Source organism: Dehalococcoidia bacterium, from assembly GCA_040902535.1.
In the GTDB taxonomy this organism is placed as follows: Bacteria; Chloroflexota; Dehalococcoidia; order DSTF01; family JACRBR01; genus JBBDXD01.
Genome location: JBBDXD010000019.1, coordinates 99481 through 115016, shown reverse-complemented (window position 1 = coordinate 115016; position 15536 = coordinate 99481). Strand labels below are relative to the sequence as shown.

Below are 15536 nucleotides of genomic sequence, written 5' to 3'. Positions count from 1 at the left end.
CACTTAGCCTTAGAAGAAGTGAGCGCGGTCGCGGGCGAAGATGTTCGTGACCTGAAGCCAGCAGGCCGAACCGTCGTCATGTTCGTCCGGCGGAAATCGCCGCGTCAGGCCGACGCGCACGAGGCATGCATTCGCCTCGAAGTCCGTCCGAACGAGGTCGAGGAAGCCTGCACTGCATGTTTCACAACTGGTGCCGTGCTCCCTGACCGTCACGTCCTGGAATGGGATTCCATGCCAGTATCGCTCGTTGTCGCGCAGGTCGATCCGAATCTTGCCCGCCTCGACCTCCTCCTGACGGACATACCTCACGCGGAGCGTCGCAAGGGAGCGCTCGCCTTCGCCGGGCTTCCATCCGGCGTTATGCCGCTTTCCTGAACGCGATGGCTCTCCGAACGCATCCTTGAGGGAGCGGACCTCTGTCCCCGTCAGCGCCCCGAGGATCTCAGCGTTGTCCATGCGGCGGAACTTCTCGACGCTGCGGGGATTCCACTGGTGATCCTCCACGTGCGGACGTGTCGTTTGGGCGAGGGGCTCAACATCGACGGCGATCACCTCGCCAGGCGTGAGCCCCCCGAGCGCTTTCAGGCCACTGCGCGTCGGCTGGGGTTGGTTGAGGCGAATCGTCGTCCTGGACTCGAGATCCAGGCCCGCAACGCAGACGTTGTCGCCGGCCATGGCCGTGACGTCCAGGATGAGGAGCTCGCGCCTCACATCAGGACTTCTTGGACGCCCACCTCGCTCGGCGCGGACTTCTTGATAGAAAGATGTACAAGTTCGAGATCTGGAATCGCGGCAGCGGCATCGAGCGCAACTGCCTTGCGATGGCACTCGTTCGGGTCGCCTTCACTGCACATGATGCAGACGTTGCTCCCGCCCGCCGCGGCGATCAATCCGACGAGTTCGCCGATGCCGTCGATCCATTCGTCGGTGCCGCGCAGATGAGAGACGATCACGGGGTCGAGGTGCCCCTGGCGCCAGCGACGCTGCACTTCGGGATCGCGCGGCACGCCGCCGAGACGATCACCGAGGAAGCGGTATCGCATGCCAGCCCCTTCAACAGCCGTCTGTACCGGTACCTGGTCGAAATGCGCCAACCGGCTTCGCGGCTTGCTACGGACGTCGACCAGCACATCGATAGCGTTGTCGGACAAGATGTCCATCAACTGCTGGAGAGTCGCGATGCTATGGCCAAGGGTGAAGAGCTTCATGATGGCGATTCCACTTCTCGCTCGATGAGATCCCGCAAGAGCCGTCGATGACACTCAGCCTCTTCCCTGCAGACGCACGTCACGGTGATGGTCTCGGTTGCCGCAAGTTGTGCGAGTGCCTGGATTTCCGTCTGTTGCGCTTCGCCCCGCATCTGCTCCAGGTATTGAGGTTCGTATCCCGCCCAGTCGATAAGGCCATCCTTAAAGGCGCGAAGCAGCTCACGTGAGGGGCCTAACACGCGCTTGTATGTGCCGGCGCGCTCTCGGCTGATGCCCCGCGGCCAATAGTTCGTCGTCAGGACGCGCACGCCGTCCCCAGGCTCGGCCGGGTCGTAGATGCTCTTGGACTTGACGGGCATGACCGGATCTTAGCACTCGTAGAACAGAAATTCTAGCGGTTGAGAGCGGAAAATTTGTGGCCTACGCCGCCGCCACCACCCCCGCCGCGGCATCCAGCGCCTCCACCAGCACCTCACGCCAGGAGTCGGCGGTGACATCGAGGTCGATGCGGATCTGATTGTGACCGACCGTCACGCCGTCGATGCGTTCCAGGTCGCGGCGGCTGCTGGCGGGCACGCGCGACCGCAGGTCGACGCCCTCTCGCGAGCGCACGACCAAGATCTCGCGCCCTTCGCGGTCCTCCCGCGCCACCGACGTCACATCGGCAATCTTGGCGAGCGCGCGCAGGCGCACGATGTACAACAGGTTGCGCACCGGCGATGGCGGCGACCCGAAACGGTCGTTTAGCTCGCGCTCGAGGTCCGCCGGCGCATCGAGCGCGGCGCGGCCGTTCATCGCGTCGCCCGCGCTCGCCATGCGCTGATACAGCGACAACCGCAGATTGATGTCGCCGATGTAGCTCTCCGGGATGTACGCCGAGAGCGGCACGTCGATCGTGATCGGCTGCGGAATCGTCGATGGCGGTGGCGGCTCGCCGCGGGACAGCGCCTTCAGCCCGTCGACCGCATCGTGCAGCATTTTCACGTACAGGTCGAAGCCGACCGCGCCGATCTGCCCGCTCTGCTCGGCGCCAAGCAGGTTGCCCGCGCCGCGAATCTCGAGGTCCCGCAGCGCGATCTGGAAGCCCGCTCCGAGCTCCGTAGCCTCGAAGATCGTCTGTAGCCGTTTCTGGGCGACTTCGCTCAGCGCGCGGTGCTTTTCGTACAGCAGGTACGCGTACGCCCGCGCGGCGCCACGCCCGACGCGCCCCCGCAGTTGATAGAGCTGCGCCAGTCCGAAGCGGTCGGCGTGGTTGATGATGATCGTGTTGACGTTCGGAATGTCGAGTCCCGACTCGATGATCGTCGTGCAGACGAGCACGTCGGCCTTGCCTTCCGTGAAGTCGAACATCACCTTCTCGAGCAGGTCTTCGTGCATCTGGCCGTGGCCGATCAGCACATCTGCGTCCGGCACGATCTCGCGCACCTTCGACGCCACCAGCTCGATGTTGTGTACGCGGTTGTGCACGAAGTAGACCTGGCCGCCGCGCTCCAGCTCGCGCTGGATCGCCTCGCGCACCAGGTGGTCGTCGAACTCCGTCACGTACGTCTTGATCGGCAAGCGTTCCTCGGGCGCCGTCTCGATCGCGGACATGTCGCGGATGCCCGTGAGCGCCATGTTGAGCGTGCGCGGGATCGGCGTCGCGGTCAGCGTCAGCACATCGACCTCGTTGCGCATCTGCTTGAGGCGCTCCTTGTGCGCGACGCCGAACCGCTGCTCCTCGTCGATGATGACCAACCCCAGGTTCTTGAACGCCACGTCCTTCTGCAACAGGCGGTGCGTGCCGATGACGATGTCGACGTTGCCGCTGGTGGCGTCGCTGACGATGCGCCGCTGGTCCTTGTCGCTGCGGAACCGCGAGAGCATCTCGACCTTCACCGGAAAGCCTGCGAGACGCTGGCGAAACGTGGTGAAGTGCTGCTGCGCGAGCACCGTCGTCGGCACGAGGACCGCCACCTGCATGCCGTCCATGACGGCCTTGAACGCCGCGCGCACCGCGATCTCCGTCTTGCCGTATCCGACGTCGCCGCAGACGAGACGGTCCATCGGGCGCTCGGCTTCCATGTCCTGCTTGACGTCGCGGATCACGGAGACCTGGTCGGGCGTCTCGACGTACGGGAAGGACGCTTCCAACTCCGACTGCCACGCCGCGTCCGCCGAGAACGCGTGGCCCTTGGCGACCTGCCGCGCCGCGTAGAGTTGCAGCAGGTCCTTGGCCAGTTCCTGGACGGCGCGGCGCACGCGCGCCTTCGCACGCGGCCATTCCTGCGATCCAAGCCGGGTCAGCGACGGCCGGTGCTCACTCGGCCCGACGTACCGGCTGACGCGGTCGACCTGCTCCGTCGGCACGAACAGGCGGTCGCCGTCCGCATACTGCAGCTCGAGAAACTCCTTCTCCTCGCCATCGATCCCGCGCCGCATCAGTCCCGCGAATCGCGCGATCCCGTGCTCGATGTGTACGACGTATTCGCCGGGCGCCAGGTCGGCGAGGAACGCAGCCCGCGATGCTCCCTTGCGCGGCGGCGCCCGCCGCTGCTTGCTGAACCCGAACACCTCCGCATCCGTGAGCAGCGTCAGGCCGCGCCTTTCTTCGCCGACCGTCCAACCGTGCGGCAGCGAACCGTTGATCATCGTCAGCGCCCCGCGCCCGAGCGATGGCGTCGATGCGATGGCCGACGTTTCCAGCGCGAACACGTCGTGCTCTTCCAGGAGCTGCGCCAGCCGGCGCGACTGCGTCGAAACGATCACCACCTGCTGGCCGCGGCGCAGTTGCTGCGTCAGCTCATCGGCGAGTGCCCGCAGGCGACCGCCGTACGCCGCCGCTGGGCCGAAGGGCAGGCGTACCGCCGCCTGCTCTTCGCCGGACTCGGCCTCGCCGGTCGCCCACCGCGACAGGCTAAGGCGCTGCGGTCGTTGGGCGATCGCCTCGTCGATCTCCGGCCACGGGACTTGCGGCGCCGGCATGCCATGCGGCAGCTCGCCGCGCATCTCCAATTCCCGGCGCGCCTCGACAGCCTGCTCGTCGTGTTCGCGCTGAAGCGATGCGACGTCCGCCGGTTCATCGACGACGAGCAGGGCGTCGTCCGGCAGGTGGTCGAGCAACGAGCCGTGCGCGAGGAACGGCACATAGTACTCGTTTCCGGGGAACGGCAGACCTTCGCCCAACAACTCGACTTCATGGTCGAACCGTTGGCGCTGCTCGCCGCGAAGATTGGCCACCTGCATGTGGTCCGCGAGCGCCCGCATCCGCTGCGGGTCGATCGCCAACTCACGTGCGGGCCCGATGCGCACGGCTTCGCGCTGGGCTTCCGAGCGCTGCGTCGCGGCGTCGAACGCCCGGATGCTCTCGACGTCATCGCCGAACAGCTCGATGCGCAATGGCAGATCTTCGGCCGGCGGCCAGACATCGACGATGCCGCCGCGCCGGCTCGCTTCGCCCGGCGCCGTCACCTGCGGCTCGATGCGGTAGCCTCCGGCGTCGAGCGCGCGCAAGAAGTCCTGCATGTTGATGCGTTCGCCGCGCGCGATCGCGATCGTCGAGCGGCGCGCTTCTTCCGGTGTGAGCGTGCACTGCGCGACCGCCGCCGCCGGCGCGACGATGATCGGCGAGATCACCGCGGACGCCGCTAGCGCATCGAGCGCGTTGAGCCGCTGGCGCACGTCGTCAGGGTCGGGCGACAGTCGCTCGTACGGCAACGCGTCGCGCTCGGGGAAGAGCATGACGCGATCGCGACCCTGCGTGCCGAGCCACGCCTGCAACTCCTCGGCGAGCGCGTCGGCGTGCTGCGGCTTCGGCACGATGATCAGCATCGCCCGGCCGGCGTCACGCGCGAGCGCCGCGAGCACCGTCGCCTTCGCGCCGTCGCTGACGCCCACCATCAGTGCCCGGTGCTCGGCCATGCGGCGGCGCAGCCGGTCGATGTCGACCGCCTCATCGACGAGCGGAAGCAGCGCGGAAAGGTCCACAAACCTCCGAAAACAGCCAAAGCAGGGGCTGATCTCGCGATCAGTCCCTTGGCGCAGTCATTGTAGCAGTGTGGTTGCGCGCTTGCCGTGTGCGGTCGCGCTTACTCGGTGAGAAGATGAGGAATTATCGACCGGTGCGCCGGACTTGATGGCTCACGACGATCACGGGGGACGAAGCGAGACCCAACGCCTTGAGATCTTCGTCCTCCAATGCGAGCGCCACTACTTCTCGGAGGTTGCGCGTGACCTCATCGAGAGAATCCCCCTGCGTCACGGCAGGAAGCTGACTGCACTCCGCAACCCAGCCTGATTCATCGTCTCGACGGATAATCGCCTGGACAGTGCGTTGTAACTTCAACCGGCGGACCTCCGAGCCATAGCTTATCACTCGGTCGGATCCCCCGTGGAGACCGCATCGTCCCGGTTATACCGGTTCATCGCCGCTTCGATGCCATCACGAATCGCACACTCGATCGCTTCGATCGAACGCGCGACGGCGGCATCGAGCACCTCGCGCTCGGCCGGCGTCGGGTCCGAAAGCACCCAGTCCGCCACCATGTCGGGCGCCCACGTCGGCTCGCCGTCGACCGCCGGGCGGCCGATGCCGATCCGCACGCGAGGAAACTCGTCGGTCTTCGTCTTGTTGATGATGTCTGTGATGCCCTTCTGGCCGCCGCCGCCGCCCTTGCGTCGCAGGCGCACCTTGCCGGCCGGCAGGTCGATGTGGTCCGACACCACGAGCATTTCCTGCGCGTCGTCGAGCTTCAGCCGCCGGATCAAGTGCACCACCGGACCGCCGCTCGCGTTCACAAACGTGCGCGGCTTCGCGATCGCGACCGTGTGGCCTTCGATGTCACCTTCCGCAAGGTGATAGCTGCCCGTCTTCGTCTTGAACTCCATGCCATGCTTCCGCGCGAGCCGGTTCGCCACCCAGAAGCCCACGTTACGACGCGTGTTCGCGTACTCGCTGCCCGGATTGCCGATGCCGACGATCAGCCGGATGCGCGGCTCACGCCCATCGCCGCGGTCCTCCTCGGTGCCGCCTAGCAAGCGCCGTAGCAGGCCGCTCAATCGCCGTCTCGCTTCGGCCGCAGCTGCACGATCTTCGCCGGCGGGCGCTGTTCCGTGTCCGGAGGCGGCGTCACATCATCGAGGAGCCGCTCGAGCGCGTCCGGCTTGAGCACCTGATCGTCGACGTCGAAGAGCCGGAGAAAGCGCAGGTCTTCGCTTAACTGCTCCAGCGAATCTGCCGGCGCGTGTCCATCGCGCAGGCGTTTCAACGCGCGCGCGAGGCGCAAGACGCCCGGGGCGCGCGCGGGCGGGCGCGCCGAAACCTCGGGCGGCGCCAGCCGTTCGCCGAGCGCGGCCAACGCATCGGCGCTCGATCGCAGCCCCAGCTCGTGACGGATGATCGCCGCGTAGGGCGCCGTCTCCTCCGCCGCCGCCGCTTCGATCAGGGTCAGCGCGAGGCGGTCAAGGCGCGGATGGTCGCTGTGGGCGGGAAACACGTCGTCGGGATCGATGATGCCCTCCGCCGCCATCACGATACGACCCGACGCGTACTCCGCCATCTTGTGCGGCGGCAGCGTCAGGTCGGCGATCCTGCGGGGGAGCGCGTCGTGCTCGACCGGTCGCAACGCCCGCAACCGCGGGACGCCCGGCACGCAGATCGCGACCCGGCCCGGCGCCTCCCGCACCTCAGCCGGCTGCGAGAGCATGGCGATGCGAAACTCCGCCGGTGCATCCGGCGACATGATGGACGCCGGCGCGCTGTCACCCCACGTGACGATGCCTCGATGCCTGCGGGCACGCGCGTCTTGTACGACGAAGCTCCAGCGCCGTTCGGACATGTGCAGATCATAACAGGGTGCGACCGCTACGACGCGCTTAACCCGCCGCGACCATCTTCTTCGCGCGCGACCGCTCGACGATCGCCGGCAGCCGGTCGAGCACGTAGTCGATCTCGCCCGCCGTCGTATCGTGGCCCAGGCTGAAACGCAGCGTCGATGCCGCCTGCTCGAGCGAGATGCCCATCGCCAGCAGCACGTGCGACGGCTCGATCGTGGTCGCGCCGCAGGCCGCGCCGGCGCTGCACGCGATCCCATCGTCATCGAGGTCGTGCAACAGTTCCTGCGCGTCGGCGCCGTCGAAGCTGTAGCTCACGTTGTTCGCCAGCCGTCGCTCCGCGTGTCCGTTCAGCCGCACGCGTCCGATCCGCTGCTCGATGCCTGCTCGCAGCTGCGCCGAAAGGGCGCCGATGCGCGCACGGTCGGCTTCGAGTGACTCCTGCGTCATGCGCAGCGCCTCCGCCGTGCCGACGATCCCGGCGACGTTCTCCGTCCCGGCCCGACGCTGGCGCTCTTGGCCGCCGCCATTTTGCTGGGCCAGGAATGGCACGCCGCGCCGGACGTACAGCACGCCCATGCCCTTGGGGCCGCGAAACTTGTGCGCGGCGAGGCTCATCATGTCGATATCGTCGCGCGCGGCGGCCATATCGATGGAGTTCGGCGCCTGCACAGCGTCCGTGTGGAACGGAATCCGCTTGCCAAGCGTGCGGGCACGCTCCCGTACCGCCGACGCGATCTCAGCTATCGGCTGGATCGTGCCGACCTCATTGTTGGCCATCATGATGCTGACCAGCGCGGTGTGCGCATTGATCGCGCGCGCCACGTCGTCGGGGTCGACGAGCCCGGCCTCGTCGACGGGCACATACGTCACGTCGAAGCCGAAGCGCTCCAGGTACTGGCACGCGTGCAACACGGCGTGATGCTCCACCGTCGATGTTACGATGTGCGCGCCCCCGCCGGCGAGCTTCTGCTGGAACGCGACGCCCTTGATCGCGGTATTGATCGACTCCGTGCCGCCGCCCGTGAACACGATCTCCGTCGGACGCGCGCCAAGGATCGATGCCACCGTCCGACGCGAGCGCTGTACGGCGTCCGCTGCCTGCTTCGCCATCCGGTACGTCGCCGACGGATTGCCGTACGCCGACGTCAGGTAAGGCGTCATCGCCTCCAGCACGCCCGGATGCAAGGGCGTAGTAGCGGCGTGGTCGAGGTAGACGAAGCGTTCGTCGTTCAATTGGGCGCCTTACTGAAGCTGATACGAGAGCCCGCGGCCCGCGATCGAGCGTAGATCGGGCAGTTGAAGAAGTAAAGCGCCTCCTACTGCGGTCCGAGCATCTTCGCGAGCCCCTCGAGGCCCGGTCTGCCCCGGAAGGACGGCGCCGCCCTCGACACCTTGCCCTCCCGCACGGTCCGGATGGCGCGAGGCAGCGCCGAAAGCAGGTCGCTGGCGATCAGGCCGCGGTCGCCGAGATCATCGCCGATCTCTTCGGCCGCAGCGCCGTGGAGATATACACCGCAGGCGGCCGCCGCGAACGCATCCATGCCCTGCGCGATCAGCCCCGCGATGGCGCCCGCCAACACGTCGCCCGTGCCGGCCGTCGCGAGCAGCGAGTTGGCATGAGGACTGATCGCCACCCGCCCGTCGGGCGCTGCGACGACGGTGTGCGCCCCCTTCAAGACCACGATCTGATTCCACGTCCGTGCCGCTTGCGTTGCCGCGCCCAGGCGGTCGTCCTGGATCTCCGTCACGCTCGTGCCGAGCAGGCGCGCCATTTCGCCCGGATGCGGCGTCAGCACGAGCGAAGCCCCGACGCGTTCGTGCCATCGCTCCCACCTGGCGAGCGCATTGAGTCCGTCGGCGTCGACCACGCACGAACGCACACTGGCAGGGATCTGCGTCAGCACGCTGGCGACCGCCTCCTGCACGCCATCGGCCTGGCTGAGCCCCGGCCCGAGCAGCAGCACGTCGTACGCGCCGAGCGCATCGACAATCATGCGCGACGACTCGCCGGTGAGCGCTGGCGCATCGCCCAGCGGCAGATACGTCACTTCCGGCGTCGATGGCGCGACGATCGCCCGCAGGCTGTCCGGACACGCGAGCGTCACGAGTCCGGCGCCGACGCGATACGCCGCCTCCGTCGCGAGCCTCGCGGCGCCCGGATAGTTCGCCGAACCCGCTACCGCCAGGACGCGCCCGAACGTGCCCTTGTTGCTCGATGCCGGCCGCGCGGGCAGACGCTCGCGCACCCACGCTGCATCGAGCAGGTCCATCGGCAGGTCGTTGGCCGCCGCCTTCGGCAGGCCGATGTCGATGACCTGGACGCTGCCCGCGTACTCCGAGCCGGGCAGGGCGTACAGGCCGACTTTTCCCAGTCCGAACGTGATCGTCATGTCTGCGCGCAGGGCCAACGCGTCGGCGCGCCCGGTGTCCGCATCGACGCCCGTCGGCACGTCCATCGCGATGACCTGCGGCGGCCGCGGCCGCTCCCGTGACGCACGCACGCGCGAGAGGATCTCGGCGAGCGTCCCTTCGATCGGTCGAGCGCGCCCGATACCGAGCAGCGCGTCGATGACCACTTCGGCGCCCTCAAGCGCTTCCTGCAGAGTCGCGTAGTCATGGTCGTCGGCGGCGACAAACACCGCCGCGCTGCCCGCCCGCACGAGCGTTAGCTTCTCGTCGTCGCGCGCGCCTGACATGTAGACGGCGACATCGGCGTCCCACTCCGCAAGATGCCGCGCGGCGACGAGCCCGTCGCCGCCGTTGTTGCCCGGCCCGACGAGCACGAGCACGCGGCGCCCGGCGACGACGCCGCGCGACAGCCACACTTCCTGCGCGACCGCGAGCCCCGCCGCCTCCATCAGCGCATCCAGCGATGTTCCCGCATCGACGGCCTGCTGTTCGAGCGCGCGCATTTGCGCGGACGTGACGAGCTTCACAGCCGCCCCTGCTCGCTCAGCCAGGCGACCAGCCGCTCGCGGTGTTGCGCGCGGTCGATCGGCGCATCATCGGCGGCGCCGACGACCGCCGCGATTGCCAGATCGTGCGAATGCGTCAGGCTGATGTCGACGCCACGCAGGCCGATCGCTTCCCCGCGCCGCTTCGCGTCGCCGTGCAAATAGATCAGCGGCTTGCCGCGCCGGTTCGGCAGCACCTCGATCTCGCGCCAGGCGAGCCCTCGCGCGCCCGTGCCCAGCGCCTTCATCACGGCCTCCTTCGCCGCGAAGCGCGCCGCCAGCTCCGGCACCCGTCCGCGGCAGAACGCCACTTCCTCCGGCGTGAACACGCGCTGCAGGAAGCGCTCCGGGTGCCGCTCGAGCACCTTCTTCACGCGCGCGATCTCGATCACGTCGATGCCGACGGCGTACTCCATACGGCGATTGTACGCGTGCCTCCAGCGTCGCGGTATCAACGACGCGCGCTAGGTAGACTGCGGCGCCAGCCATCCCGACGAGCGACGGAGCCCCCATGACCGCCACCATCATCGATGGCAACGCCATCGCCCAACAGGTCCGCGATGAGGTGCGGGTCGAAGTGGAGCGCCTCAAGGCATCGGGGCGCGATCCCGGGCTCGTCGTCGTGCTTGTCGGCGAAGACCCTGCGTCCGTCTCCTACGTCCGCGGCAAGACGCGCGACGTCGAAGAAGTGGGCATGCGCTCGGAGACGCTGCGTATCGCGGCGGACGTGACGCAGGAACAACTGCTCGGACTCGTCGCCGACCTCAACCAGGACGAGCGCTGGCATGGCATCCTCGTGCAACTTCCGCTGCCGACGCACATCGACGAGGGCGTCGTGACCGGCGCCGTGCTGCCGGAGAAGGACGTCGACGGCCTGCATCCCGTGAACGTCGGGCGCCTCTTCCGTGGTGAGCGCGCGCTGTACCCGTGTACGCCGCACGGCGTTAAGCAGATGCTGCTGCGATCGGGTCACGACCCTGCGGGCAAGCACGTCGTCGTGTGCGGACGCTCAAACCTCGTCGGCAAGCCGCTCGCCGGCCTCCTGATGCAGAAGGCCGAGGGCGCTAACGCAACCGTCACGATGTGTCACACGGGCACGCCCGATCTCGCCACGCACACCAGGCGCGCCGACATCCTCATCCCCGTCATGGGAAGGCCTCGCACGATCACCGCCGACATGGTGAAGGAGGGCGCAGTCGTCATCGACGTCGGCGTCAACCGCGTCGATGATGCGTCCAAGAAGTCCGGCTATCGTCTCGTCGGTGATGTCGACTTCGATGCCGTGAAGCGGAAGGCGGCGGCGATCACGCCGGTGCCGGGCGGCGTCGGTCCCATGACGCGCGCGATGCTGCTCTACAACACCGTACTCGCGGCTTCCGGCGGCCCCCGCTAGCGGTTCAGGACGCGGCGCCGCGAAAACGAGAAGAAACCGGTCCTCCTGATACCGGTTTCTTCACGTTCTTCCGTTGGTCCGACCCACCTGGTGTCTACAGGGAAGGGCGGCCGGCCAAACCGCCCCGGTAGTCGTCTGTCACTTGCCGGCTTCCCCCGCCTGATTGCTGCCAAGGCGTCCGGCAAGTCTCTGCGACGGCTACCTCCCGGGACCCTCCGCGTGTGGGTCCGCCGCTGCACATCCTCCATGTCCCCCGCACCCGATGCTGGCGGCCAGAATCTTCGATATTCGCAACGTTATGCCGGTCTCAGCGCTTGAAAATCCATGAACGGTGATGCATGATGTGCAAGAACTGATTGGCATAACAAGTGAACCACTTCGTGAAATCCAGCACATGAACTGGGAAGCCTGATTGACGTTGCATGTATTTTAATTCGCGAAATCCCTCTGTCAATACCCCCGGAGGAGGAATTTCCAAAAATTTGTCGCCCGCACGCGGCAGCTCGGAGGTCCGCATGACGCAGACGCCAACCTGGGGATTCCTGACGAACCACGCCCTGATCATGATCTACGTCGTGCGCCATAACGACTCAACGGTGCGCGAGATCTCGACCGGTGTCGGCGTCACCGAGCGCGCGACCCTGGCCATCCTGCGTCAACTCAGCGACGAAGGCATCGTCGTGCGCCATCGCGACGGGCGCCGCAACACCTACTCCGTCAACTTCGATGTCCTTGCGGCGTATCGGCGCGAGGGCACCGTGCTTGTCACGCCGCGCGTCTTCGTGGACGGGTTGATCCAGACCTTGCTCTCGATTTCCAACTACCACGGCGGCGAAAGAGCGGCTGGCAACGGTGCCGCGCCGGATACCGGCGCCCTCGAGCCGCGTATCGGTACGTGGGGATTCTTCACGAACCACGCTCTGCTTCTCCTCGCGATCGCGATGGATCCGCAGAGCACGGTGCGCGAGCTTGCAGTGAGCATCGGCGTCACGGAACGCGCCGTCGTCGCGATCCTGAACCAGCTCGAGGCCGCCGGCGTCGTCACACGTAACAAGCAGGGACGGCGCAACACGTACACGATCGACTTCGACGCGCTGCGCGCATTTCCGCGCTGGTCGCCGGGCGAGTGGAAGTTACCGAATCAACTCGTCGATGTCGCTGTCGCCGGGCTCAAGCGGCTGTCGACGCCCGGCTAGCAGACGCGCTCCCGATATCCGCTGCGGTGCCAGGCGTGCTGCCGTGCGGGGTTCGCCGCTATCCGACGCCGGCCTTCTGTGGCTCCTCGGCTTCGGCCGGCTCCGGCAGGGCGGGTGCATCGGATTCGGTCACCTGGTTGCGCTCGTAGTAGAGTCGCACCAGCGCGTCGGCAAGCTTCTTTGAGTCGTGCCGGTAGCGGTTCTCTTCGGCAATCACGTCGCCCCGGATGACGCGCGCGCCATCGAGCGTCGAGCTGTCGATAATGACCGGCTCCGAGTGCCACTCTTCCGGCAATATGCCATCGGTGTTGCTGTTGGCGAGCACGAAATCGAACGGCGCGCTGCCCTTGAGGTGCCCCTTGAGCGTGTTGAAGTGGTCGCTGACCTTGAATGCGTCTGTCTCGCCGTGTTGCGTCGCGACATTGCAGACGTACACCTTGAGCGCCGCCGAGACTTCCATCGCGCGACGGATACCTTCGACCATGACGTTGGGCAGCACGCTGGTGAGAAGGCTGCCCGGTCCTACCACGATCAGATCGGCCTGGAGGATCGCGCGGATCGCATCTGGATTCGCCTGCACCGTCGGCGGGTCGAGGAAGATCTCCTTCACGTGGCCGTGCTCCGTGATCGCCGACTCGCCGCGCACGATCTCACCGCGGTCCGTACGCGCGCAGATCGTCAGCGCGGAGAGCGTGGCAGGCAGAATCTGCCCGCGGACGGCGAGCACGCGGCTCGTTTCGCGCACGGCCTCTTCGAAGTTGCCGGCAACCTCCGTCATCGCGACGATGAACAGGTTGCCGAAACTATGGCCCTCGAGCCCCTCGCCTTCCTTGAAGCGGTACTCGAACAGACGTGACATAAGAGGCTCAGCATCGGCGAGCGCGGCGATGTTCTTGCGGATGTCCCCCGGCGGGAGCACACCCAACTCGCGCTGCAGGCGCCCCGAACTGCCGCCATCGTCGGCGATCGACACGATGGCGGTGATATTGCCGGTGTACTCCTTGAGGCCGCGCAACAGCGTCGAGAGGCCGGTGCCGCCGCCGATCGCGACGATCTTCGGCCCGCGCCTCAGATAGCGGTGGTTGTAGATGATGTCGACGATGCTCTCGTTCCGCTCAGGCTTGATGAATGCCGAGAGCAACGACTGATTGAGCTTCCAGACGGAGAACCCGATCAGTCCCAGGCTCGCCGTCACGAAGATCGAGCCACGTACCCAGCGAGGGAAGAACTGCAGCGTCAGGTAATAGACGAAGCCCGGGAAGGTGTAGGAGACGTAGACTTCCCGCAGGAAATAACCGATGCCGAGGCCCATGATCGCCACACCAAGCAGCAGCAACAGCAGCCACCGCTTGATGTGCATGCCGAAATAGAACCACTTGATGAAGCTCGGATCTTTGATCAGGGTACGCATGCTGGCCGCCAGTTTATCATGCGTACGCTGATCCGAGCAGTCTGTTGATCAATTCTGAGGCCTATGCTTCCAGCTTCGCCTTCAGGATGCCGGTCAGGGTCTCCGGATTGGCGCGTCCCCGCGTCTCCCGCATCGCCTGCCCGACGAGGAACTTGATGGCTTCCTGCTTACCCGCCCGGTAATCCTCCACGGGCTTGGGATTGGCAGCGATCACTTTCCCGACGATGGCGGCGATCTCGTCTTCGCCGCTCATTTGTTCGACGCCCAGGTCCTTGACGATCGTCGCGGGCGCCTTGCCGCTCCGGAACATCTCCTCGAACACAGACTTCGCCGTGTTACCGGTGATCGTCCCCTCTTCGACGAGCGCGATCATAGCATACAGATCGGCCGGCGAGATGCGCGCATCGACGATGTCCAGTCCCGCCGCATTCAGCAACCGCGCGAAGTCGCCGAGTATCCAGTTCGCCGCCTTCTTCGCGATGTGCGTTCGCGCTGCATCGTCCAGATCACCGGCGGCGGCAATCACACGCTCGTAGTAATCAGCACGCCCGGCGGTCTCCGTCAGCAGCGAAGACTCGTACCGCGCCAGCCCGTACCGCGCCTCGAAGCGGTGCATCTTTGCATCCGGCAGTTCCGGCAGGCGCGCGCGAATCTCGTCGACCTGTGCCGGCGTCAGCGTGATCGGCGGCAGGTCCGGCTCCGGAAAGTAGCGATAGTCGTGGGCTTCTTCTTTCGAGCGTTGCGACACCGTCACGGCATCAACGTCGACCCAACCGCGCGTTTCCTGCGGGATGCGCTCACCGGCGTCGAGCGCTTTCGTCTGGCGTTCGACCTCGAAGCGCAGCGCGTTGTACACCGCGCGAAAGCTGTTCATGTTCTTCACTTCGACCTTGGCGCCGTACGCGCGCGCGCCGCCGGGCCGCAGTGATACGTTCGCGTCGCAACGGAAGTTGCCTTCTTCCATGTTCGCCTTGCTCACGCCGATGTAGCGCAGGATCTGGCGCAGCTTCTTGAGATATGCGCTCGCCTCCTCCGCCGAACGCAGGTCCGGCTCTCCGACGATCTCCATCAGCGGCACACCGGCGCGGTTCATATCGATGAGCGTGTAGCCTTCGCCGGTCTGGTCCGTGCGGTGCGTCAGCCGTGCCGTGTCTTCTTCCAGGTGGCAGCGCGTGATCCCGACGCGCTTCGGCGGCTCGCCCTCCACCTCGATCTCCAGCCAGCCATCCCGGGTGAGCGGAAGGTCGAACTGCGAGATCTGGTAGCCCTTCAGGAGGTCGGGATAGGGATAATTCTTGCGGTCAAACTTCGCGAAATCGGGGATCTCGCAGTTCAGCGCCAGCCCCGTCATCACCGTGTACTCGACGGCCTTCGCGTTCGTGACGGGCAGCACGCCCGGGAGCGCCATGCAGACCTGGCAGACGTGCGTATTCGGCGGCGCGTCGGCATACGACGCGTTGCAGTCGCAAAACATCTTCCGTTCGGTCAGAAGCTGCACGTGTACTTCCAGACCGATGATCGTCTCGTAGGTCGTACCTGAAATTGTGGTCATGTTCAGCC

13 protein-coding genes are annotated in these 15536 nt (G+C 66.4%); 2 read left to right on the top strand and 11 right to left on the bottom strand.

The window, feature by feature from the left end; all coding sequences use genetic code 11:
• Window positions 1-9 precede the first annotated feature (9 nt).
• The 9 genes from WEB52_10180 to acpS form a co-directional block, all read right to left on the bottom strand.
• A complete protein-coding gene (locus WEB52_10180; protein ID MEX2226801.1) occupies window positions 10-711 on the bottom strand; it encodes a hypothetical protein in 702 nt (233 codons plus the stop codon).
• Window positions 708-1208 carry a DUF488 domain-containing protein gene (locus tag WEB52_10175; GenBank protein MEX2226800.1) on the bottom strand — a complete coding sequence of 167 codons (501 nt, stop codon included), beginning with the start codon at window positions 1206-1208 and terminating at the stop codon, window positions 708-710. Before WEB52_10175 ends, WEB52_10180 begins: the two co-directional genes overlap by 4 nt.
• Complete coding sequence (locus tag WEB52_10170; GenBank protein ID MEX2226799.1) at window positions 1205-1567, bottom strand: DUF488 family protein; 363 nt, start codon at window positions 1565-1567, stop codon at window positions 1205-1207. Before WEB52_10170 ends, WEB52_10175 begins: the two co-directional genes overlap by 4 nt.
• A gap of 61 nt (window positions 1568-1628) precedes the next feature.
• Window positions 1629-5174, bottom strand: a complete 3546-nt coding sequence (gene mfd, locus WEB52_10165) for a transcription-repair coupling factor (GenBank protein MEX2226798.1) — start codon at window positions 5172-5174, stop codon at window positions 1629-1631.
• Window positions 5175-5558: 384 nt separating this feature from the next.
• On the bottom strand, window positions 5559-6245 hold the full coding sequence (gene pth, locus WEB52_10160) for an aminoacyl-tRNA hydrolase (GenBank protein MEX2226797.1): 687 nt from the start codon (window positions 6243-6245) through the stop codon (window positions 5559-5561).
• Window positions 6242-7024, bottom strand: a complete 783-nt coding sequence (locus WEB52_10155; GenBank protein ID MEX2226796.1) for a hypothetical protein — start codon at window positions 7022-7024, stop codon at window positions 6242-6244. The genes pth and WEB52_10155 overlap by 4 nt, the downstream gene beginning before the upstream one ends.
• A gap of 37 nt (window positions 7025-7061) precedes the next feature.
• On the bottom strand, window positions 7062-8255 hold the full coding sequence (locus tag WEB52_10150) for a cysteine desulfurase family protein (GenBank protein ID MEX2226795.1): 1194 nt from the start codon (window positions 8253-8255) through the stop codon (window positions 7062-7064).
• An 83-nt stretch (window positions 8256-8338) separates the two neighbouring features.
• Window positions 8339-9958, bottom strand: coding sequence for an NAD(P)H-hydrate dehydratase (locus WEB52_10145; protein ID MEX2226794.1), 1620 nt, complete (start codon window positions 9956-9958; stop codon window positions 8339-8341).
• Window positions 9955-10392, bottom strand: coding sequence for a holo-ACP synthase (gene acpS / locus WEB52_10140; GenBank protein ID MEX2226793.1), 438 nt, complete (start codon window positions 10390-10392; stop codon window positions 9955-9957). The genes WEB52_10145 and acpS overlap by 4 nt, the downstream gene beginning before the upstream one ends.
• Window positions 10393-10487: 95 nt before the next feature.
• On the opposite strand from acpS, the gene WEB52_10135 reads away from it, so the two are divergent.
• Together WEB52_10135 and WEB52_10130 are read left to right on the top strand one after the other, a co-directional pair.
• A complete protein-coding gene (locus tag WEB52_10135) occupies window positions 10488-11369 on the top strand; it encodes a tetrahydrofolate dehydrogenase/cyclohydrolase catalytic domain-containing protein (protein MEX2226792.1) in 882 nt (293 codons plus the stop codon).
• 515 nt (window positions 11370-11884) lie between these two features.
• Window positions 11885-12565: a MarR family transcriptional regulator gene (locus WEB52_10130; protein MEX2226791.1), complete on the top strand. Its 681-nt coding sequence runs from the start codon at window positions 11885-11887 to the stop codon at window positions 12563-12565.
• Between the two features lie 58 nt (window positions 12566-12623).
• On the opposite strand, the gene yvcK is transcribed toward WEB52_10130, so the two are convergent.
• Together yvcK and gatB are read right to left on the bottom strand one after the other, a co-directional pair.
• Window positions 12624-13976, bottom strand: coding sequence for a uridine diphosphate-N-acetylglucosamine-binding protein YvcK (yvcK, locus tag WEB52_10125; protein ID MEX2226790.1), 1353 nt, complete (start codon window positions 13974-13976; stop codon window positions 12624-12626).
• Between the two features lie 61 nt (window positions 13977-14037).
• Window positions 14038-15528, bottom strand: coding sequence for an Asp-tRNA(Asn)/Glu-tRNA(Gln) amidotransferase subunit GatB (gene gatB, locus WEB52_10120; protein MEX2226789.1), 1491 nt, complete (start codon window positions 15526-15528; stop codon window positions 14038-14040).
• Window positions 15529-15536 lie beyond the last annotated feature (8 nt).

What these genes read in the sequence shown, in the direction of transcription:
- WEB52_10175 (MEX2226800.1), bottom strand. Translation starts at nt 1,208, where the DNA reads ATGAAGCTCTTCACCCTTGGCCATAGCATCGCGACTCTCCAGCAGTTG.
- WEB52_10170 (MEX2226799.1), bottom strand. Translation starts at nt 1,567, where the DNA reads ATGCCCGTCAAGTCCAAGAGCATCTACGACCCGGCCGAGCCTGGGGAC.
- WEB52_10155 (MEX2226796.1), bottom strand. Translation starts at nt 7,024, where the DNA reads ATGTCCGAACGGCGCTGGAGCTTCGTCGTACAAGACGCGCGTGCCCGC.
- acpS (MEX2226793.1), bottom strand. Translation starts at nt 10,392, where the DNA reads ATGGAGTACGCCGTCGGCATCGACGTGATCGAGATCGCGCGCGTGAAG.
- WEB52_10135 (MEX2226792.1), top strand. Translation starts at nt 10,488, where the DNA reads ATGACCGCCACCATCATCGATGGCAACGCCATCGCCCAACAGGTCCGC.
- WEB52_10130 (MEX2226791.1), top strand. Translation starts at nt 11,885, where the DNA reads ATGACGCAGACGCCAACCTGGGGATTCCTGACGAACCACGCCCTGATC.
- yvcK (MEX2226790.1), bottom strand. Translation starts at nt 13,976, where the DNA reads ATGCGTACCCTGATCAAAGATCCGAGCTTCATCAAGTGGTTCTATTTC.
- gatB (MEX2226789.1), bottom strand. Translation starts at nt 15,528, where the DNA reads ATGACCACAATTTCAGGTACGACCTACGAGACGATCATCGGTCTGGAA.